General features: G+C 44.5%; 18 protein-coding genes. 10 read left to right on the forward strand and 8 right to left on the reverse strand.

Features of this window, described 5'->3' with window-relative positions:
- The first annotated feature begins 6 nt into the window (after positions 1 to 6).
- Positions 7 to 993: a Gfo/Idh/MocA family protein gene (locus tag LQZ07_RS10150; protein ID WP_152786029.1), complete on the forward strand. Its 987-nt coding sequence runs from the start codon at positions 7 to 9 to the stop codon at positions 991 to 993.
- 44 nt (positions 994 to 1,037) lie between these two features.
- On the opposite strand, the gene LQZ07_RS10155 is transcribed toward LQZ07_RS10150, so the two are convergent.
- Entirely contained in the window at positions 1,038 to 1,544 is a 507-nt protein-coding gene (locus tag LQZ07_RS10155) for a prepilin-type N-terminal cleavage/methylation domain-containing protein (RefSeq protein WP_152786031.1), read from the reverse strand.
- Between the two features lie 397 nt (positions 1,545 to 1,941).
- Here LQZ07_RS10155 and tig point away from each other — a divergent pair, with 397 nt between their 5' ends.
- The 3 genes from tig (at position 1,942) to clpX (ending at position 5,350) form a co-directional block, all read left to right on the forward strand.
- Positions 1,942 to 3,243 (forward strand): trigger factor, encoded by a 1,302-nt coding sequence (gene tig, locus LQZ07_RS10160; RefSeq protein ID WP_152786034.1) that lies wholly within the window; start codon positions 1,942 to 1,944, stop codon positions 3,241 to 3,243.
- Positions 3,244 to 3,332: 89 nt separating this feature from the next.
- Positions 3,333 to 3,956 carry an ATP-dependent Clp endopeptidase proteolytic subunit ClpP gene (clpP, locus tag LQZ07_RS10165; protein ID WP_016400663.1) on the forward strand — a complete coding sequence of 208 codons (624 nt, stop codon included), beginning with the start codon at positions 3,333 to 3,335 and terminating at the stop codon, positions 3,954 to 3,956.
- Between the two features lie 113 nt (positions 3,957 to 4,069).
- Positions 4,070 to 5,350 (forward strand): ATP-dependent protease ATP-binding subunit ClpX, encoded by a 1,281-nt coding sequence (clpX, locus tag LQZ07_RS10170; RefSeq protein ID WP_016400662.1) that lies wholly within the window; start codon positions 4,070 to 4,072, stop codon positions 5,348 to 5,350.
- A gap of 55 nt (positions 5,351 to 5,405) precedes the next feature.
- Here the strand turns inward: clpX and LQZ07_RS10175 are convergent, their stop codons facing one another.
- The 7 genes from LQZ07_RS10175 to LQZ07_RS10205 are packed head-to-tail and all read right to left on the reverse strand — an operon-like array spanning position 5,406 to position 11,798.
- Positions 5,406 to 6,011 (reverse strand): DUF938 domain-containing protein, encoded by a 606-nt coding sequence (locus LQZ07_RS10175; protein WP_152786036.1) that lies wholly within the window; start codon positions 6,009 to 6,011, stop codon positions 5,406 to 5,408.
- Positions 6,001 to 6,366: a Na+/H+ antiporter subunit G gene (locus LQZ07_RS10180; protein WP_152786038.1), complete on the reverse strand. Its 366-nt coding sequence runs from the start codon at positions 6,364 to 6,366 to the stop codon at positions 6,001 to 6,003. Before LQZ07_RS10180 ends, LQZ07_RS10175 begins: the two co-directional genes overlap by 11 nt.
- A 9-nt stretch (positions 6,367 to 6,375) precedes the next feature.
- Positions 6,376 to 6,645 (reverse strand): K+/H+ antiporter subunit F, encoded by a 270-nt coding sequence (locus LQZ07_RS10185; protein ID WP_016400659.1) that lies wholly within the window; start codon positions 6,643 to 6,645, stop codon positions 6,376 to 6,378.
- On the reverse strand, positions 6,639 to 7,142 hold the full coding sequence (locus LQZ07_RS10190) for a Na+/H+ antiporter subunit E (protein ID WP_016400658.1): 504 nt from the start codon (positions 7,140 to 7,142) through the stop codon (positions 6,639 to 6,641). The genes LQZ07_RS10185 and LQZ07_RS10190 overlap by 7 nt, the downstream gene beginning before the upstream one ends.
- Complete coding sequence (locus LQZ07_RS10195) at positions 7,139 to 8,650, reverse strand: monovalent cation/H+ antiporter subunit D (protein ID WP_152786040.1); 1,512 nt, start codon at positions 8,648 to 8,650, stop codon at positions 7,139 to 7,141. The genes LQZ07_RS10190 and LQZ07_RS10195 overlap by 4 nt, the downstream gene beginning before the upstream one ends.
- A complete protein-coding gene (locus LQZ07_RS10200) occupies positions 8,650 to 9,003 on the reverse strand; it encodes a Na+/H+ antiporter subunit C (protein ID WP_016400656.1) in 354 nt (117 codons plus the stop codon). The genes LQZ07_RS10195 and LQZ07_RS10200 overlap by 1 nt, the downstream gene beginning before the upstream one ends.
- Positions 9,003 to 11,798, reverse strand: a complete 2,796-nt coding sequence (locus tag LQZ07_RS10205) for a monovalent cation/H+ antiporter subunit A (protein WP_152786042.1) — start codon at positions 11,796 to 11,798, stop codon at positions 9,003 to 9,005. Before LQZ07_RS10205 ends, LQZ07_RS10200 begins: the two co-directional genes overlap by 1 nt.
- A gap of 192 nt (positions 11,799 to 11,990) precedes the next feature.
- Here LQZ07_RS10205 and LQZ07_RS10210 point away from each other — a divergent pair, with 192 nt between their 5' ends.
- The 6 genes from LQZ07_RS10210 to LQZ07_RS10235 all read left to right on the forward strand — a co-directional run bounded on the left by LQZ07_RS10210 (position 11,991) and on the right by LQZ07_RS10235 (position 21,386).
- The gene (locus LQZ07_RS10210; RefSeq protein ID WP_152786044.1) at positions 11,991 to 12,407 is read left to right on the forward strand and encodes a DUF5329 domain-containing protein; all 417 of its coding nucleotides are present in this window, start codon (positions 11,991 to 11,993) and stop codon (positions 12,405 to 12,407) included.
- Complete coding sequence (locus tag LQZ07_RS10215) at positions 12,404 to 13,309, forward strand: GyrI-like domain-containing protein (RefSeq protein ID WP_152786046.1); 906 nt, start codon at positions 12,404 to 12,406, stop codon at positions 13,307 to 13,309. The genes LQZ07_RS10210 and LQZ07_RS10215 overlap by 4 nt, the downstream gene beginning before the upstream one ends.
- A gap of 179 nt (positions 13,310 to 13,488) precedes the next feature.
- Complete coding sequence (locus tag LQZ07_RS10220) at positions 13,489 to 14,616, forward strand: S-(hydroxymethyl)glutathione dehydrogenase/class III alcohol dehydrogenase (protein ID WP_016400652.1); 1,128 nt, start codon at positions 13,489 to 13,491, stop codon at positions 14,614 to 14,616.
- 17 nt (positions 14,617 to 14,633) lie between these two features.
- Entirely contained in the window at positions 14,634 to 15,473 is an 840-nt protein-coding gene (gene fghA / locus LQZ07_RS10225) for an S-formylglutathione hydrolase (protein WP_249483673.1), read from the forward strand.
- A 495-nt stretch (positions 15,474 to 15,968) separates the two neighbouring features.
- Complete coding sequence (locus LQZ07_RS10230) at positions 15,969 to 17,132, forward strand: glycoside hydrolase family 5 protein (protein ID WP_152786050.1); 1,164 nt, start codon at positions 15,969 to 15,971, stop codon at positions 17,130 to 17,132.
- Between the two features lie 177 nt (positions 17,133 to 17,309).
- Positions 17,310 to 21,386 (forward strand): AsmA family protein, encoded by a 4,077-nt coding sequence (locus LQZ07_RS10235; RefSeq protein ID WP_152786052.1) that lies wholly within the window; start codon positions 17,310 to 17,312, stop codon positions 21,384 to 21,386.
- Positions 21,387 to 21,500: the final 114 nt, after the last annotated feature.

The raw sequence follows: 21,500 nt of genomic DNA on the forward strand, positions 1-21,500 counted from the left end.
TCAACAATGCGAAGAAAAACCTTTAACTGGGGCATTATTGCTCCAGGCCGTATTGCTCGGCGTTTTGCCGAGGGCTTAAGCGCCATAGAAGACGCCAAACTGTATGCAGTGGCAAGCTCCAATGAGCAGCGGGGCAAAGCTTTTGCTAAGGATTTTGGGGCTGCTACCAGCTATTTACGTTACGACGAATTACTCGCCGATCCAAAGGTTGATGCAGTATATATCGCCAACCCCCATCGCTTTCATTACGAAACTATTCGGGCTTGTATTTTAGCGGGTAAGCCTGTGTTGTGTGAAAAGCCCTTAACGGTGAATGCCGCGCAAGCCGAACAACTTATGGCGTTGGCAGAACAGCACCAAGTGTTTTTAATGGAAGCTATGTGGAGCCGCTATTTGCCAGTGTGGCAGCAGGTGAAGCGTTGGCTAAATCAAAACATGATTGGTGACATTAAGTTGCTGCAATCTAGCTTTGCGTTTCCCATTCCAAGAGATGAAAGTGATCGCTTACTTAATGTAGATTTAGCGGGCGGGGTGCTACTTGACTACGGAGTGTATAACGTTGCTTTATCGCAGTTTGTGATGGGCAGACACCCTAGTAAGGTTTTAGCCGATGGCCTAGTTGGTCCTACAGGTGTTGACGAGCGTTGTAGCGTTATCCTTAACTATGGTGGTGCAGCTAGCCAATTTACTTGTTCTTTCCAAAGCTATACCGAAAACAGTTTTTGCATTTATGGTGATAAAGGCAAAATTGTTGTGCCAGCGTATTTTTGGGATAGCAACAAAGTAGAGCTTCATTTATTCGATAAGCGCCCAGAGCTATTAGAGCTGCCGTACTTAGCCAGCGGTTTCGAATATCAAGCAAGTGAAGCGATGAGTTGCATTCGTCAGGGGATGTTGCAAAGCCAGTTAAATACTTGGCAAGACACCCTAGGCACCCAACGAGTAATGGATGAGATTCTGGCTCAAGTAGGCGTTAGTTACCCATTTCTTTAGTCGGTCGTTAATGCATTTAGCAAAAGCCCCGCCTTAGGGGCTTTTTAGCAACCGTCGTCGACTAGCTGGTATTGCGGAGGTGTGGTTGCGTTACTGGCTTGGGTATATTGAAAATAGCAGTTGTCGTCAGTGACTTGGCCATTACCGTTTCTGTCGTAGCCCAGATAAGTGAACGCGATGCCTTGCTCTTGTAAAACAAAAACATCATCAATGTCGATGCGTTTAGTAATGTCGGTATTATCAAGGTATCGCCATTTTAGCCTTACGTCAGGACTATCGGGGTTAAATACATCAAAAGTACCATCTCCATCCATGTCTACGTCGATTAAGTCATCGCGATTAGGCACCTGTTGCGACACATAACTTGGCATGTAGGATTTAAGGGTGAGGAGGTCGTTGGCTGCTTTTACACTAACGCTGATTTGTTCAATGGTTTTTATTCGGGCATCACTGGATAGATTTAGTAACTTAGGTGCAGCAGTAACCGCAAGAATACCGATCACGATAATCACTACAACCAGTTCTATTAACGTAAAGCCTTGGTTTTTCATTAATCCCTAAACATTTTTACCGCATCCGTTTTCGGCGAAGTATAAAAGTTTGCTTATCGCTTGCCTAGCTTTGTAGAGTCATTGGTCTATTTTTGTGCGGGTGCGCTAATTATAAGCGAGCGTTATATCAACAAAGACCTGCTTTTTGAGGGGGAGCTTTGAGCTTAATGTAGTGAAAATCGCCAAACAGGTATGCGTAGCAGCAAATATTTACGCGATATCTGCGATTATCTAGCAATCAGTCTCGACCTTGGCGAAAACCATGGCTATAATGCGGCGTTTTGAAATTATGGGTCCTTAACTAAGGACAGCTAGTTCGCCAATGCGAACCGCTAAATTCCCATTGTTTACGTAAGTAAATTGTCAGCAGGGTGCTGACTATAGCCGAGGTAATAAAATGCAGGTTTCAGTAGAAACAACTCAGGGCTTGGAGCGTCGTGTTACGATTTCGATTGACGCTACGCAAATCGAACAGCAAATTGAGCAAGCGCTTAAGCAAGAATCACGTCGCGCTCGCATCGACGGTTTCCGCCCTGGTAAAGTGCCAGTAAGCGTAATCAAGAAACGTTACGGTGCAGCTATTCGCCACGATGTAACTGGTCAAGCAATGCAGCGTTCATTCTACGAAGCTATCATGCAAGAGAAGCTAAACCCAGCAGGTGCTCCAGCACTTCAGCCTGGTGATTCTAAAGATGGCGAGTTCAGCTTTAGCGCTACTTTCGAAATCTTCCCAGAAGTAGAAGTTGCTGGTCTAGACGCAATCGAAGTAGAAAAGAAAACTGCTACCGTTAACGATAAAGACGTTGACAACATGATCGACACGTTGCGCAAGCAGCAAGCTACTTGGAAAGAAACCAAGGGCATGATCAAAAACGAATTCCGCGTAAACCTAGACTTCTTAGGTAAAATCGACGGTGAAGAATTTGAAGGCGGCAAAGCTGAAGGTTTCGACCTAGCTATGGGCGCTGGCCGTATGATTCCTGGTTTTGAAGACGGCATCATGGGTAAGAAAACTGGCGAAGAGTTCACTATTGAAGTTAACTTCCCAGAAGATTACCACGCAGAGAACCTAAAAGGTAAAGCTGCAACTTTTGATATCAAAATCAACAAAGTTGAAAAGCCTGAACTAGCTGAAGTTAACGAAGAGTTCGTTAAATTGTTCGGTGTAGAGTCTGGTGAACTAGATGCACTTAAAGCTGAAATCCGTAAGAACATGGAACGTGAACTTGAGCAAACGCTAAAAGCGGGTGTTAAAGAGCAAGTTTTAGCTGGTCTTATCGAGCAAAACGAAATTGACGTACCAGCTGCTCTAGTTTCTCAAGAAGTTGAGCAACTTCGTAAGCAAGCAATGCAACGTTTTGGCGAAAACGCACAAAATGCTCCAGAGCTTCCAGATGAGCTATTCACTGAGCAAGCACAACGTCGCGTTCGCACCGGTCTTCTATTAGGTGAGTTAATCAAAGTTAACGAACTAGAAGCTGATGATGAGAAAGTTAAAGAGCACATTGCTTCTTTCGCTTCTGCTTACGAAGATCCAACTGAAGTTCTTGACTACTACGCGAAAAACGAAGAGTTGATGAATAACGTTCGTAACGTAGTTTTAGAAGAGCAAGCGATTGAATTTGTGCTTGGTAAAGCAAAAGTGACTGAAAAAGAAGTAGCTTTTGATGAAATTATGAACAAGCAAGGTGCAAACTAAGGTCTAATTTGACTTAGCCACCTTTATCTCGCATATAATGGCTCGTATGTACTACATACGAGCCATTTTTTTTAAGGAAGAGCGCATCAATGTCTAAAGAAGTTAATCAGTCTGCATTCGACCCCATGGCGGCTTTGGTGCCAATGGTTATTGAGCAAACCTCTAAAGGGGAACGCTCTTATGATATTTATTCTCGTCTATTAAAAGACCGAGTTATTTTCTTAACTGGTCAAGTGGAAGACCACATGGCCAACCTAGTGGTTGCTCAGTTGTTATTTTTAGAATCTGAGAACCCAGAGAAAGACATCTTCATTTACATTAACTCGCCAGGCGGTTCAATTAGCGCTGGTATGGCGATTTACGACACCATGCAGTTTATTAAGCCTAAAATTAGTACCGTATGTATGGGTATGGCAGCAAGCATGGGCGCATTTTTATTGGCTGGTGGCGCTAAAGGCAAACGTTATTGTTTACCAAACGCCAAAGTGATGATTCACCAGCCACTAGGCGGTTATCAAGGTCAAGCATCTGACATTGAAATTCACGCTAACGAAATTATTAAAACAAAACGTCGCATGAACGAGTTGTTGGCCGAGCATACTGGTCAAAGTTTTGATACTATCGCTGCAGACACTGATCGCGATAACTATATGACAGCTGAACAGGCTAAAGAATACGGTATCGTCGATGATATCTTTGCGCGTCGTGAATAATTAGTTCCAATTCACGGTCTGTACAGATAGAGCATAGAGAAAATAGCATTCTTCGCGGTTTGATTTACACTGTAGATAAAAGCGTAGAATGCTACATAGTTTGAGGTTAGCGAATGACAGATAAGCGCAAGGGTGATGGAGATAGCAGTAAGCTGTTGTATTGCTCCTTCTGCGGTAAAAGCCAGCATGAAGTGAGAAAGCTGATTGCCGGTCCCTCCGTCTATATTTGTGACGAATGTGTTGAGTTATGTAACGACATCATTCGAGAAGAAATAAAAGAAATATCGCCAAATAAAAAAGAAGGCAACGCCTTACCGGTTCCTAAGGAAATTAGAGAACACCTTGATGACTACGTAATTGGTCAGGATCACGCCAAGAAAGTATTAGCAGTTGCGGTTTATAACCACTACAAGCGCCTTCGTAACGGTGATGTGGCTGATGGCATTGAGCTTGGTAAGAGTAATATCCTTCTTATTGGCCCAACTGGTAGTGGTAAAACGCTACTGGCGGAAACGCTTGCTCGTTTACTCGACGTACCGTTTACCATGGCTGATGCTACCACCTTAACCGAAGCCGGTTATGTGGGCGAAGATGTTGAAAACATCATACAGAAGTTACTGCAGAAATGTGACTACGACGTTGATAAAGCGCAACGCGGTATTGTTTATATTGATGAAATTGACAAAATTTCTCGTAAATCAGATAACCCGTCAATTACTCGTGATGTTTCTGGTGAAGGTGTACAGCAAGCCTTACTTAAGTTAATTGAAGGTACTGTAGCTTCTGTTCCTCCTCAAGGCGGACGTAAGCATCCACAGCAAGAGTTTTTACAGGTTGATACCTCTAAAATCTTATTCATCTGTGGTGGCGCATTTGCTGGCTTAGATAAGGTTATCGAGCAACGTGCTTCTACCGGAACCGGTATTGGTTTCGGGGCTGAAGTGAAGGGCGAAGCTGATAAAAACTCGCTAAGCGAAACCTTCTCTAAAGTTGAGCCAGAAGATCTAGTTAAGTATGGTCTTATTCCTGAGTTTATTGGCCGTTTGCCTGTAGTGGCTACGCTCACTGAGCTTGATGAAGACGCATTAATCCAGATTTTAAGCGAACCTAAAAATGCCCTTACTAAACAGTACGGTGCTTTGTTCAAGCTTGAAGATGTTGAGCTAGAGTTCCGCGAAGATGCACTTCGTGCTATCGCTCATAAAGCGATGGAACGTAAAACCGGTGCTCGTGGCTTGCGTTCAATTGTAGAAGCAGTATTGCTTAATACAATGTACGACTTACCATCGATTGATAATATTTCAAAAGTAGTTATCGACCAAACGGTGATTCAAGGTGAGAGTGACCCAATCTTGATTTACACCAATGAAGATAAAGCTGCTAGCGCAGAGTAAACTGTGCGAGTATAAAAAAAGCCAGTCTTATGACTGGCTTTTTTGTTTTTGTAAGTTAGGCCTTTTGCCAAACTAACAACAGGTTGTTAGCTGGCATAGCTATTGTCTCTTTGAGATGTAAATCATGTTTGGCAGCCCAAGCCTGCAATTGCTCAATGTCTCGAAGGCCTCCGTAGCCTTGAGCTTGCAGCATCAAATCGAACTCGCGATTACTCTCGCTACTGTATTGGCCAGCTTGCTTAAACGGACCGTAGTGAAACAGTTGTCCTTTAGGTGGCAAATTGTCACCGATGTTCGAATACATTAGCTCTACGAGCTCTTTAGGCATTATGTGTGCGGTATTGGCGGTATATACTGCGTCGCAATCACATGGCCAAACATCTTTACCTACTTGATAGCTAAGCGGCGGCGGTTGCTCACTGAGCAGCATGTACTCTTGCCAATATTGAATGGCTGCGTCATTGGTTTGTTGGTCTGAGGTCTGCCAACGAAGCTGGGGTAGGGCTTTAGCAAAAAAAGCAGCGTGTTGTCCGGTGCCTGAGCCAATCTCAAGCAGACACCACGATGATGTTAGCCTTGGGGTGAGCTGCTCTAAGATTGCCTGTTTGTTATTATCGGCGGCGCGGTTAAAAAACGCCGCCGGATGTTGATTACTCGTCATTCGGGTTTTGATGCAAATAGGCTTTGTTGGTTAAGTGTTGCTTATGAGTATAGTCCTTAAGCTTCACTTTGTAGTGCAAACCGGCTTTAGCTAGCATGTGCGCAGCAATAGGCGCAGTGATTAGCAAAAACATGGTAATCAGTATTTCTTTTAAATTAACCCTGCCTAACTCAAAGCTAAAATAAACCATTGAGGCAATTAAGATGCAGCCGACACCCAATGTGCTCGCTTTGGTTGGGGCGTGCAAGCGGGTGAAAAAATCTGGCAACTTGGCTAAACCAACTGAGCCAATCAACATAACTACCGCACCAAGTACAAGCAGAATGCTTACAACAATTTCTAATAAACTGGTCATCTGCTAATCCTATTCGATGATGTCGCCGCGAAGTAAGTATTTACAAAATGCAGCTGTACTAACAAAGCCTAGTAAGGCAATTAGCAATGCGCTTTCGTAGTAACTTACCGAGCCTTGGTACAAACCTAACAATATAATTAAGGCGATGCTGTTGATATACATAGTGTCTACCGCAACAATGCGATCAGGCGCGGTAGGCCCAATAATTAAGCGCCAAGCATTAAGCGCTAAGGCTATACAAATTAAGCCGCTAGCAAAGAGAGTGGCATAAGCTAACATTTGAAAATCTCCTTCAGTGGGGCTTCATAGCGCTGTTTTATTTGTGTAATTAGCGCTTGCTCATCCTCTAGATGAAGCACGTGCACATACAGCCATTGCTTGTCGTCAGATAACTCTACACTGCAAGTCCCTGGAGTTAATGACACACTGCTTGTAAAAATGGTTAACGGCAAAGGTTCGCTAAAAGAAATTGGGACCGCGACAAATGCAGGGTTAAGCTTCTTGTTACTTTGCAAAACCCTTTTCGCAACATCAAAGTTCGAAACAACAATATCGATAATTAAACGAAAAGTGTAAGAGATTACTTTAAGTGGGTTTTTAGCAACCGGTTCTTTTTCACTTAGAGGCGCAACGATCCAAGGGATTACAATGGCGAAGATTGCACCTAGTACCATATGCCCGCGGCTAAACTCATGTAAGATTTGCCACACTAACCACAACAGTAAGCTGTGGTAGGGGGTTGGAAACCAAACAAATTTCTTTTGAGTTTTTATCATTTGGCTACCTCGTTAAGTTGTTGCAGGCTTAAGCCTGCATTGAGTTGCTCTGCGGCAAGCTGAGCGTAATCGGTTAATGGACCACCAAAGACCACCATTAAAGGCAGTAAGCCCACTAAAATAGCGATGGCCAAATATTGAATGGGGTGCCCTTGTAAGGCAGTGGTGTTTTCGCCACTGGTGCGCCAAAACAAAGAGGTTCCGGCGCGAGATAAGGCAATTAGCGAAATCAAACCTGCACCTAAAATTAAAGACCATATCCACGCCATTTGATTGGAATCGGTGACCGATTGCAAGATAAGGGCTTTGCCAACAAAACCAGACAACGGTGGCATGCCGATTAGACCAATTGCAAGCAGCGCAAATACAAAGCCTAATTTAGCTGATTGAGGCATCGCTCTCGCTGTTACAAAGCGATCTTCTGCTTTTCCTCGCTGTTGTTGAATGAGCCCCGCCAGCAAAAACATCGCAGCACAAGCGATGGTACTGTGTACTAAGTAATAAATACCGGCAGTGCTGGCTTGTACGCTATTTAGGCTAATTGTAACCAACAAAGTACCAACCGAAACAATCACCAAGTTGCTACACAATACTCTTAGGCTTTGGCTCGCTAATACCGATATCGCGCCAATGGCGATGGTTAATAGGGCAATTGGCCATAGCCACGGAAGTGCGATATTGGCCAGCTCACCCGCTTGATCTCCAAACATTACTCCGTGGATCCGCCAAATACTGTAAATACCAACTTTGGTCATAATGGCAAACAGTGCAGCTACTGGGGTGCTGGTGCTTGAGTATGCCTTAGGCAACCAAAAGTGCAGCGGAAGCATTGCTGCTTTCAAACCAAACACGGCAAGTAATAGTAATGCACCAGACTTAGTAATTAGCTGTTCACTGTGTGACAGTTGCGGAATTTTGTCAGCCATATCGGCAAAGTTAAGGGTACCCAAGGTGCCGTATAAGGTGCCTAAGGCAAACAAGAATAATGATGAGCCAATTAAGTTTAAAAACACATAATGGATGTTGGCCTGAATTTTTTGTTTACCGCCTCCGTGGATCATCAAGGAGTAGGAAGCAATCAGCAATACCTCAAAAAATACAAACAGGTTGAACGCATCGCCAGTTAGAAAGGCGCCGTTAATGCCCATTAGTTGGAACATAATTAATGGATGAAAAAATGCGCCATTTTTATCTTCACCGGCACTGGCATACAAAATGACAGTTAGGCCTAATATGGCGCTCAAAGCAATCATTAATGCTGAAAAGGCATCAGCCACTAATACAATACCAAAGGGCGCCGACCAATCACCTAAGGCATACATTTGAATACCTTGGTGTTGCACTTTTAAAAGCAAGGCTATTGCCACAACAACCATTAATAAATTGGCTGCAATAGTGAAAATACGTTGTTTGCTTAACGATGCGCTTAGGCTTGGAAATAGCAACACTACACCCACAAAAAACGGAATAAGAACAGGGAAAACAACTAAATGATCAAACAAACTCATTAGGCTTTATCCTCCCGCGCTAAACGGTCTATAGGTTCTTCTCCATCAACATGGTCATTACCCAAATCGGCACGCCCCCGCATGGCCAAAATAACGGCGAAAGCGGTCATCGCAAATCCAATAACAATCGCTGTTAGTACTAAAGCTTGAGGGAGTGGGTCGGCGTAATTGTCTCCGCCATTTAGCACCGCTGGTGCGCCAATGGTTAATCCGCCACTGGCAAACAAAAATAAGTTAACAGCGTAAGACAACAAGGTTAATCCTATAACAAGGGTAAAAGTGTGGCCACGTAGCATCAAAAAGATGCCACACGCGGTCATAAAGCCGACACACACTGAGTAGACTACTTCCATTATCTTTCTCCTACGGTGAGTCGTTCTTTGGTAGTGAGTTTGCCTAGATTAGCCAAAATCAATAAGGTTGCGCCGATTACCGTTAAGTACACGCCTAAATCAAATACCAAGGCGCTGGTAAGCTCAAACTTGCCTATCCAAGGTAGTGAGAAGTAATCAAACCAAGAGGTTAAGAATGGGCGACCAAAGGCCCAGCTGCCTAAACCGGTAATTGCTGCGGTGACTAAACCAATGGCAATAAAGTAGTGGTAACTAACACTTACTCGCTTGCTCATCCAATCTACGCCGTGAGCCAAATACTGCTGAATCAAAGCAATCGAGGTAATTAGGCCTGCAATAAAGCCACCACCAGGTAAGTTATGTCCTCGCATGAAAATGTAAGCCGATACCAATAGGAATAAGGGCAGTAAGCTCTGTGATACTACAGACAGCAGAATTGGGTATTTGTCCTTAGCCCATAAGCGGCCATCGTGATCTTTAGTACGCATCGATAAACGCATTCTTGCGATCAGCTTATAAATACCTAGTGCCGCAATACCCAAAACGGTAATTTCGCCAAAGGTATCAAATCCACGGAAATCAACCAAAATTACGTTTACCACGTTGGTACCACCACCGCCAGTTTTAGCGTTAGCAATAAAGAAATCTGAAATGCTATCGAGCGGGTGAGTCAGTAAGGCAAAACAAATACTGCCAACGATACAACCAATTGCCGAAGCTACCGCTAAGTCACGAACAAAGTGGCTGGGGCGGCTTTTGCTGGTAGGAGTATGTTGAGGGAAAAAGTACAAAGCTAACAACAGTAAGATTACCGTTACTACTTCTACAGATAACTGGGTTAAGGCTAAATCTGGCGCCGAGAAGTAGGCGAAGGTAATCGAAACCACCAAACCCACTAGCGATAGCATCAGCAGCGCTATCATCCGGTAGTGGCTCCAAATGATGGTAGCGAGAGAGCCTGCAATCAGTAATATTGCGGCAATCACTACAGCGCCATTAAGCGGCGTGCTTGGCAAGCTGCCTTGAGTAGTCTCTAAGTCCAGTAGCGGTGGTGCCGTTAAGGCTAGTGCAAAAAAGCACAGCCAAAATGCGTAGCGCTGTAACGATCCAGACTCTAAATAACCATTCACTTTTTGCGCCCATACTACGCAGCGTTGAATGGCGCCTTCAAATATCATTTTTGCGTCCAGCGCAGGGAACAAGCCTTCAAACCTAAACAATGGTTTGCGATTTAAATAAATGGCTAATCCGCCAGCAATAGCCAGACCGCTCATCAGCAATGGAATGTTAAAGCCGTGCCAAAGAGCTAAACTAAATTCGGGTAATGGGTGGTTCAATACTGCCAGCGAGGCACTGTCTAACAGCGGGCCAATGGTGAAATTAGGGAAGATTCCAACAATCAAACATAGGGCTACCAAAATTTCGACGGGCACCCGCATGTAGCGCGGTGGCTCGTGTGGTGTTTTGGTTAAACCTTTCGGTTCGCCGTTGAAAAATACATCGTGAATAAAGCGTAACGAATAAGCTACTGCAAACGCACCACCAATGGTGGCGAGAACAGGAATAAGCCAAGATAATGAACCTAAAATGCTTTGGTCGAGGGTTTCGGCAAAAAACATTTCTTTGGAAAGAAAACCATTTAACAGCGGCACACCGGCCATCGAGGCTGAGGCCACCATAGCCAGCGTGGCGGTGATTGGCATGTACTTCCATAAACCATTAAGTTTGCGCATATCACGCGAACCGGACTCATGGTCGATAATGCCTGCAGCCATAAATAGTGAAGCTTTAAAAATGGCGTGGTTAATAATGTGAAATACCGCAGCAATTGCCGCCAGTTGGGTATTTAAGCCAAGCAGCAATACTATTAAACCCAAGTGACTAATGGTTGAATAGGCCAGTAAGCCTTTTAAATCGTGCTTAAATAGTGCTGTGTAAGCACCCAATAACAACGTAAACAAGCCAGTAAGAGAGACCACCGCAAACCAGGTTTCGGTGCCCGCTAGCACTGGGTAAAAACGTGCTAATAGGAAAATACCCGCTTTAACCATAGTGGCAGAGTGTAAATAAGCACTTACCGGTGTAGGGGCTGCCATGGCATGTGGTAGCCAAAAGTGGAACGGAAACTGTGCCGATTTAGTAAACGCGCCTAATAGAAACAAGGCCAAAATGGCAAAGTAATAAGGGTGTTGCTGTACTAATTCGCCGCTGTTTAATACCACATCAAGTTCGTAGCTACCGACAACTTGACCCAGTAACACAATGCCACCTAACAGGGCTAAGCCGCCAGCGCCAGTAATGGTAAGCGCCATGCGAGCGCCTTTTCTTGCGTCACTGCTATGAGACCAAAAACTAATGAGCAGGAAGGAGCTTATACTGGTTAACTCCCAGAAAAACCAAAGCTGCAACATGTTATTCGACATCACAATGCCTAGCATTGCTGTCATAAACATAATTAGGTAGCAATAAAAACGGCCCATGTGGTCTTTTTCGCTCAAGTAGTAGCGAGCATACAAAATAACCAATAAACCTATACCCAAAATCAGTAAGCTGAACAGCACTGACAAGCCATCAAGGCGAAAAGAGAGGTTAAGCCCTAGCTGTGGGATCCAAGCGATACTTTGGGTGAAAAACTGGCCCCCCAATACCGCAGGCATGTCGAACAAAATCAAGGCCAGTGCAAGCGCAGGTAACAAGGCGGTGGCCAGTGCACAAGTACTTCGGCTGAATTTGTTGGTTAGCAAAGGAACAATAATTCCTAGCATGGGTAAAAACGGTACCCAGAAATAGTGCATTTAACGCAGCTCCGTCAGCTAATTGTTTGGTATTTATGAAAAATCATAGTCATTATTCGAATGAATATCCACGCTTAGTTTACACTACTTGGCTAAAGTTACTCAGCGATTAACAACAGTTATTTTGTTTCTTGAGCTTAAGGGAAATGAGTCATAGACTAGGCGCAAACCCTACAATAAAAGGTGTTTTTGATGGTGCTATTTAAACGCGGTGTTAGTTTACTGTTGTTAAGTTTGTGCATGTTTAGTCAATTTACCTTAGCTGAAACAGCAAGCGACTCAAATTGGGTGCTACATAAGCAACGAATTGAAGCCCTTTTACAAGCCATTGAACAAGCCGATCTCACTTTTGTTCGCAATGGATCTGAACACAATCCTCAGCAAGCGGGTGAACATTTAAGAATGAAGCTAAAGCGCGCGCAAAACAGTTGGTTTGCGCCAGATAAAGAGAGCTGGACCGCCGAAATGTTCATCGACAAGCTTGCTAGCAAGTCGTCCTTGAGCGGTAAACCTTATCAAATTCGTTTTACCAATGGCGAGCAAGTGGACTCATCTATTTGGCTTTATCAACAGCTCGCCCTATATGATCAGCAGCAGGGAGCACAATGAGTAAAACTAATTATCACCGTAAATTTGTACCGGTGATTCGTTACTTAGAAAAAAACTACGATAAGAACCTTAATTTGAATGAAGTGGCGGAGATGGCGCATTTATCTCCTTACTATTTTCACCGTGTGTTTAAAGCGGTAACGGGAGAGACTCCCGCCGATTTTATTCGCCGCTTAAAACTTGAGAAAGCCGCCACCCAGCTATTTTTTCATAAAGAAGCGGTCACCAAAGTAGCTTTAGATTTTGGTTTTTCTAGCTCGCAAGCCTTAGCTAAGGCTTTTCGAGGCTACTTTGCACTAAGCCCTAGCGAAGTAAAAAATTGTGAAAGCATGGAGCATTACACTCAATTGCTAAGAGACAGCAAGATTGGACACCTGTTACGCAACAATGGACACGCTTTAGCAAACGGCACGCAATATGATGACTCTGCAAATCAAACAAGGAGTGAAATCATGAAAACTGAACATTTTGAAGAAAAGAACTTGGCTTACATTCGGGTAACCGGGCCTTATGGCGAAGGTTACGATGTTGCCAGCCAGCGCCTTTATGGCTGGGCGGGACCAATGGGTTTAGCTGAGGGTGAGAGTATTTTTATTTATCACGACAACCCAGAGTTAACTCCAGCCGATAAATGCCGTACCGACGTTTGCTTGGCTATACCTGCAGGGGTTACTCCACCTGCAGGCATCGAGTTGCAAACCTTACCTGCGGGAAGTTATGCCAACTTGCGTAAACTGGTAACGGATAAATCGCAATATGCGCTTTACTGGCAGCAGCTGATGACCCAAGTGGTAGACGCAGAGTTAACGGTTGATAACCGCCCATGTTTCGAGCTTTACCATAGCTACGATTTAAAGACTCACCATGCCGATGTGAGTTTTTGCACCTCAATTAAGTTGTAAGTAGTTCAAGCAACAAAAGTTGCTTACCGTGTTTTTGAGTTCATTTTGTTTTGCAGCCCGTTCGGGCTGCCTTTTTTGTTCCCCAAAATAAAAAATGCTTATAAAGCTCAAGGCTATAGGCTCTGCTATGCTCTGGTAACTGCATGTTTAAATTGCTTATCTATTAGTGAAGGAATGTTATGGATACCAGTAACTTTATTAAATCTCGTGCCGCTATTGCTTGGGCACCCAATCAGCCGCTTTCTATCGAAACCGTAGATGTTATGCCACCGAAGAAAGGAGAAGTGCTGGTTAAGATAATTGCTACAGGGGTATGTCATACCGATGCTTACACCTTATCGGGCGCCGATTCAGAAGGGGTATTCCCTTGTATTCTTGGCCATGAAGGTGGCGGCATCGTTGAGCAAGTGGGTGAGGGGGTTAACTCGGTTAAAGTGGGTGATCACGTGATTCCGCTTTATACTCCAGAATGTGGCGAGTGTAAGTTTTGTCTGTCGGGCAAAACCAACCTTTGCCAAAAAATTCGCTCAACTCAAGGGCAAGGGTTAATGCCAGACGGTACTACCCGCTTTTATAAAGATGGTAAACCCATCTTTCATTACATGGGCTGTTCTACCTTTAGTGAATACACTGTGCTGCCAGAAATATCACTAGCCAAAATAAATCCAAGTGCCGACTTAAAAGAAGTCTGTTTGCTGGGCTGTGGCGTTACCACCGGCATGGGCGCGGTGACAAAAACAGCCAAAGTGCAAGCTGGAGATACGGTGGCAATATTTGGTTTAGGCGGCATTGGCTTGTCTGCAGTGATTGGCGCAGAAATGGCTAAGGCTTCACGCATTCTGGCCATTGATATTAACGAATCTAAGTTCGAGTTAGCCAAACAGCTTGGCGCTACCGACTGCATAAACCCACAAACCATCGATAAACCTATTCAAGATTACATCGTAGAACTTACCGATGGTGGCGTGGATTTTTCGTTTGAATGTATTGGAAACGTAAACGTGATGCGCTCAGCCTTAGAGTGTTGCCATAAAGGTTGGGGTGAATCGGTCATTATTGGGGTGGCTGGAGCGGGCGAAGAGATAAGCACTAGGCCGTTTCAATTAGTTACCGGCAGGGTTTGGCGCGGTTCGGCATTTGGAGGAGTAAAAGGGCGCAGTGAGTTACCCGAATATGTAGAACGTTACATGGCAGGCGAGTTTAAACTTAGTGACTTTATTACCCATACCATGGCTTTAGACAAAATTAATGAGGCATTTGATTTAATGCATCAAGGTAAGAGTATTCGCAGCGTAATTCACTATTAAGGTAGCGTGTAATGACGATTAAATTACTTGCCAGCAACAAAGTCTTTGGTGGTGTCCATCAGCGTTATTCTCATCAATCAGAATCCACGCAATGTGAAATGACTTTTGCTGTTTATATGCCGCCGCAAGCTGCTGAGGATACACCCGTGCCATTGTTGTATTGGCTGTCTGGTTTAACCTGTAGCGACGAAAATTTCATGCAAAAAGCCGGAGCCTTTAAAGTGGCTGCCGAGGTAGGTATGGCGATTGTGGCCCCCGATACTAGCCCACGAGGTGAAGGCGTTGCTGATGACCCAGAAGGTGCTTACGATTTGGGCTTAGGTGCTGGCTTTTATGTTAATGCCAGCCAAGCGCCTTGGGCTAAACACTATCAAATGTATAGCTATATTTGTGAAGAGTTACCGGCATTGTTAGAGCAGCATTTTCCCATTACCCAACAGCGAGCTATTGCCGGGCACTCGATGGGCGGGCATGGCGCTTTGTCTATAGCCTTTAAAAATCCCCAGCGTTATTCGTCGGTTTCAGCATTTAGCCCAATCTGTCAGCCTACTAATTGCCCTTGGGGACAAAAGGCTTTTGCGGCTTATTTAGGCGATGACCAACTGCGTTGGCAAGAGCACGACAGTAGTTTGTTGATTAAACAATTAAAACCCGAGCAGCAATTGCCGCTGCTGATTGACCAAGGCAGCGATGACAATTTTCTTGCTGAGCAGCTCAAGCCCGAAACCCTTGTTGATGCCGCCAAGCAACTTGATTACGCAATAAACTTTAGAATGCAGCAAGGCTACGATCATAGCTATTTCTTCATAGCTAGCTTTATCGAAGATCATCTGCGCTTCCACTTTAAGTACTTTTAGTTAACTAGGGTCTGTTGATCTTTGCTGATGGTTTTTGCAGCAATTTATTAGCTTTTTAGGCAAGGCAGTGAGTGTGCAGTTAAGTGGGTTTAATAATCACTCGCTAACGCTGAATAAATGGCTAAGGAATGCTGCCCAAAGGGTTCGGATAAGCGAGCTTTACTCTTTGTTAAGCACTTCTTGCTTAGCCCACTAAGCTTCTAAGTGCTCGCCGCGATTAAAGCCCGCTTATCTCGAACAAAATTTCAATACCAAAGAACTACAGACCCTAGCTACTATCTTTTACGCTAAACCCGCAACTGACGCTGCGGGTTTGTTGTTTTTTCACATTCTTTGATGTTTTGTTTGAAACAAATTTAGGCATATTTTCATTGGTGCTTTATTAATGTGAGAACCTACAAATTCTGATTACTGAACAAAGCTTTAGCCTAGGTCAGCCCGGGCTAATCAGTTAGCCTGCTTAGTAGTAATAGGTAGTTGTTTAGAAGGTAAAGCATGGAAGTGATTAAGAAATGTCTTCAAGGTGGTGTGTTGCTCAGTAGTTGTATTCTACTTGCGGCATGTGGCGGCGGTAGCTCTGTGGGCGCGCCAAGCGATGCAGAAGTTGAATTGGATAGCGCCTACTACACCGACCTGTATGGTTGGAATGCCAGCGGCGGACTTAGCCAAACCCAACTTGGCCGAGGACTTAACTTAGGTAACTACTTAGAAGCGCCTAATGAAGGAGAGTGGACGGGTGGAAGGCTGCTGGTTCAAGAAGATCTACAAATTATTGCTGATGCTGGTTTTAAAACAGTGCGCATCCCGGTGCGTTGGTCAAATCATGCTGGTGAAACAACATCTTATCAAATAGATGCAAGCTTCATGGCTCGGGTTAAGCAAGTGGTAGACTGGAGTTTAGCTGAGGATCTGCAAGTCGTGCTTAACGTTCATCACTATGAAGAAATGATGAACGACGGCGAGAATATGCAAGAAAACCATATACGTCGCTTAGTGGGGATCTGGCAACAAATTAGTGAAGAATTCCCGTTAAGTGAGTACGGTCAAGAGCAAGTGGTATTTGAGCTACTTAATGAGCCAAATGGCACCATTGGCTACGACGATTGGAATGACATCATTGCTCGGCTAACGCAGTTGATTTGGACCACCATGGCCGATCAACAAAATAATGGTAGTGAGCAGCGCACTATTATGATTGGTACCGCCAATTGGGGACATCCCGATGGCTTAACCCAATTGCAATTACCTAGCAGTGTTAATTCCGACAACACCATTATTACCGTTCACTATTACGAACCGTTCCACTTTACTCACCAAGGCGCTGATTGGGTATCGGGTTCTAATGATTGGATTGGCACACCATGGTTAGGTACTGCTTCAGACCAGCAACCTTTGATTGATTTGTTCGATAGGGTAACAGCTTGGAATGAACAAGCTGGGCGAGGCTTTGAGATCTTCATGGGAGAATATGGCGTGTATTCACTGCATTCTGATCCCGACCATCAACGTGCTTGGACAGCGTTTATTTCTCGTGAAGCAGAAAAGCGCAATATAAGTTGGGCCTACTGGGAGTATGCTTCTGGTTTTGGTGCTTACGATCCTGAAGCCGGTGCGTGGCGACCAGCGCTAATTGAAGGATTAATACCTACCTCGCTTTAAAAAATACCCTCTGGCGCTAGTCAGCCTTGGCTAGCGCTAAATATTTCCTTTCTAACTATTATCTTATTGCTAATCAAACACTATAGTTTGTTAGTAGGTTTACAATATCAACATTAAATTCAAGCTATTAGCCGGTGTGCTGGTGGCTTTTTCTGCTATTTAAACGTGACTGTCGTGATGAAAATGAAGCCCTGGCTAAAACGAAGCTTAATAGGTTTAACAGTGTTGTTGCTTATTGTCCTGCTACCCATTGCAGCCTTAATGGTGGGTGTGAAGGTAGAGATTGGTGATAGCCGTCAATTGGTTACTAAGCTACTTAGCGAGCAACTGCAGCGAGATGTTCGTATTAACGGAAATATCCAACTAGAGCTGTCTTTTCGTCCAGCGATTACCGTTGAAGATATTCATATTGCCAATCCTAGCGGCTTTGGTGAACAAAGCTTTGCTCAAGTGCGCAAAGCCAGTGCTCAGGTTCAAGTATTGCCATTACTAAGGCGGCATCTAGAGATCGAGCAAGTACTGCTAGATGGCTTTTATTTAGAGTTAATAAGAACTGAGGAAGGGGAAAACAATTGGCAATTTGCTAGCTCTGCAGCTGTGCCAAGCAATACAGCCTCTCAGTCAGACCTTAGCAAATCAGAAAGTAACAATGATTTCACTTGGCAAGGTATTAACTATAGCTTTGAAATCAAAGAGCAAATTTTGATTAGTGATGCCAGAATTAGCTATACAGACCAAGCTGCTGAAGCAGTGCTAAGCTGGCAGCTCGAAGAGCTAAAACTAACCTCCTTAGATAGTGAGACCTTGGCGATGACAGCCAAAGGCAGCATGTTAGATGAGCGTTACTCCTTAGATTCAACCTGGCAGTTAGAGCCCTTATTGCGGGGGCGAGCTGGCGACGTTCAACTGAATATGCAGGTGGCAGATGCTAGTTTGGGCCTATCGGGCCAGTTGGCGCCGCAAAAAGAAATAAACAGCTATTTGGAGCTGAAACTTGATTGGCAAAATGCCGATTCGATTGCCCGTTTGCTAGGCGAAAATTTATCGCATATTGCACCCATTAAATTAGCGACCCGTTTTGATGGTAAACCTGGTAGCTATAGTTTATCGCCAATATTGGCCACTTTGGGGAGTAGCCAATTTTCTGGTGAGTTAGCGCTTACCGGGCACCAGCCAGTGGCTATTAATGGCAACTTAGATATAAACCAAATTGATTTAGGCGTTTGGCTTCCCAACGTTGAGCCTAATCAGTCTTCAGAAGAACCTTTAGTTGATACTCCCACCCAGCCGAAGCCAAATAAGCCCGCTGTCTCGCAAGTTCAAGAAGCAGAAACACAAGCTGAAGCACAAGCTGAAGCTGAAGCTTTACCGTTGTTGCAGATTATTCGTTACTGGTTAAATCAAGCCGATGCAGATTTGTCGTTAAGCATTGGTGAGATAATCGGGCTACCGCAAGAAATATCATCCATTAGCCTAGGTTTAAAAGTAGAAGGTGAACAGTTAAAAGCACCGCTGCGCGCAGTGGTCGACGACATTCGCTTTCGCGGTAACTTAAAAGCAAATGTGCAGGACGACCGCTTAACAACGTCAATGCGCTTGGTCGCGCAAAAATCTCCACTAGATAAATTAGCCAGCCGCATTCCAATGTTGGCGGGAAGTACTGGAAGCATTGGCCGCTCGGTATTACGCATTAATGCTGAGGGTAGTGATGTTGCTGAGCTACTAGAAAGTAGCCAGTTTAACTACAAAATTGAAGACAGCCGTATGACCTTACCCGCTGGCACTAGTTTTGATATTGCTAGTGCTAACATGAGTGCCGGATTAGCGAGTAAAGTAGCTGTTAATCTTGATGGTGTGTTGCTAGATATTCCTGTTAGCGCGGTAATTCATACTAGCCCTCTAAGAGCCATGCTCAATCAACAAGCGTGGCAAGTGCGCATGCAGCTAGACTCGCCTGCAATAGAACTGAACTTAAATGGAGAACTACCTAGTGGCGAGTGGCAGCAGGGAGCAAGTCTGCAGTTAAATGCAAATTCTCCACGTATTGGTTTGCTCGCGCCATGGCTAGGCGTTGATAAAGAAGCGCAGGGGATTTTTAAGCTCGATCTCGCATTGCAGGCAGCAAAAGGGCGCTCATCACTTAACATTAATCAGCTTCAATTGGCCGATAGCCAAGGCAAGTTACAAGCAATTTGGGATAAAAGCAAAACTGAGCAAGGTTTAGTGAGCATTAGTTCCGATTGGCAACGCATTAACGTAGCCCAGTTAATGGCCTTTATGCCTAGCGATTCTGCACAGCCAGGATTAAAAGAAGATAAAGCTGCTACCCAACCGGCTAGTGAAAAAAAGGCAATAGATATTAGTGTGCCTATCTTGCCGCAAGGTGTGGCTATTCATGATGCTGATCTTGATATTTCGGTAGCGCAACTTTTGTTAGGTGAGCATCAATTTAATCGAATAGCACTGCAAGCTTCTGCGTGTGATGGCTGGTTGCAGCAAGCGCCATTTAGTGGCGAATTTGCTCAAAGTAAAATAGCGGGGAACGCAGTATTAGATTTACGCGGTTCACCACTAAAGCTAGATTTTACTATTGCTAGTGAGCAGCCAAATATCCCTCAATTGCTTAAACAACTCAATATTGCAGAACAAGCTAATTTAGCTTTAGAGCGTGCAGAACTAGATTTGTCTTTAAAAGGCGACAATATAGCCCAGCTATTAGCGAGTACCACGCTCTCGGCTAAGCTCATTGGCGGCTATTGGGACTTAATTGATCCCAATACTCAAGCGAGCGCAAGAGTAGAGCTCAATCAAGGGAGCTTAACCGCTAGCCCGCAGCAGCCCTTGACTTTGGCCCTAACAGGTCAGTTAAAGCAGCTTCCGTTAAGTGTAGAGCTAAGCACTCTCAGTTTGGCCGAGTTTAGCCAACAACCTCGTGAGCTACCAATTCAGCTTAACTTAGATATAAACCAGGTTAGCTTGGCGGCAGAGGCGACACTTCCACGTCCAGTTTCAAGCAATAACCTAAGCCTTGCTATGCGCTTAAAAAGCCCTAGCTTAAGTCAGCTAGACAGTTTGCATGGTATTCAACTGCCACCGTTTGGCCCGATAGAGCTTGCTGGTGAATTGCAGATAAACGAGCAAGGCTACGCTATTAATAACATGCTACTAGCGGTAGCAAATAGCGAGCTCACAGGCTTAGCTAACTTAAGTACCGTAAACACTAAACCCCAACTCGATATTGCGATTAGTGCCAATAATATTCAGTTAGATGATTTTAGAACGGGAGATTGGCAAGGGCTTGAGCAACGCGCTGCTTTGCCAGCTGAACAAACGCAAAGTAATGCTGAGGAGCAAAATCAAGTTGATTCAAACGATGTCGCTCAGCCTTTGTTGAGTCAAGCTGTGTTCCAGCGTTTAAACGCCAATTTTTCTTTAGATGTTGAGCGGGTTAAATCTGGCGAAGATTGGTTAGGCGAGGGCAAATTGCATTGGCAGTTACACGATGGCAGCTTACGTTTAGCGCCTCTATGGTTGGCCTTGCCTGGCGGTGAAATTAACCTTAGTGGCGAGTTAAGCGCTTTAGACAAAGGTTTTTATAGTCAGCTTAAGGCGGATATCGACAATTTTGATTATGGCTTGTTAGCAAGGCGGATAAAACCCGATACCGAAATGCGAGGCAGTTTTAGTCTACATCTAGATGTAAATAGTGAGTTTGAACAGCTTGAGCAATGGTTAGAGAGTGCCAATGGTAAGGTAGGTTTTGCGGTTTGGCCTAAAGAATTTGAAGCCGGAATTATGGACTTATGGGCGGTAAGCCTGGCTAGTGCTGTAGTTCCCGAACTAGATGACTCCGACAAATCGGTGCTTAATTGTGTGGTGGCCGCATTTGATAGTAACGATGGTGAATTGGTGCAAAATGTCTTGTTGGCAGACACTTCCCGCATGAGAGTGCTAGGTGAAACCGAAGTGGACTTTAAGCAACAACAAGTAAAAATGGTGTTGCGACCAAAAGCGAAACGCGCGCAAATCTTTGGTTTGTCTACACCGGTACAAGTGACTGGAAGTTTTGAAGATTTCAAAATAGGCATCGCAAGTGGTGGTTTAATTGGCACCACCATTCGCTTTGTAACCAGCCCGGTTGTTTCACCATTGCGCTGGATAGTGGAAGCGCCGCTGGATGCAGATGGCAGTGAGCTTTGCCGTCAAGCTTGGCAGCAAGCGAAACAGGTAAATACCGATAAGCAAGCGGATTAGTTTGGCAGGCTCACTAAATCCTTAGCTAGTTTATAAAGCGGATGCTGACAATGAGCCTTCAGCTAAATTGGAGTCTGGTCACTAAATACAAATTTTTCAGTTGCTTAGCACTAA

Source organism: Agarivorans sp. B2Z047, assembly GCF_023373605.1.
Classification (GTDB): domain Bacteria; phylum Pseudomonadota; class Gammaproteobacteria; order Enterobacterales; family Celerinatantimonadaceae; genus Agarivorans; species Agarivorans albus.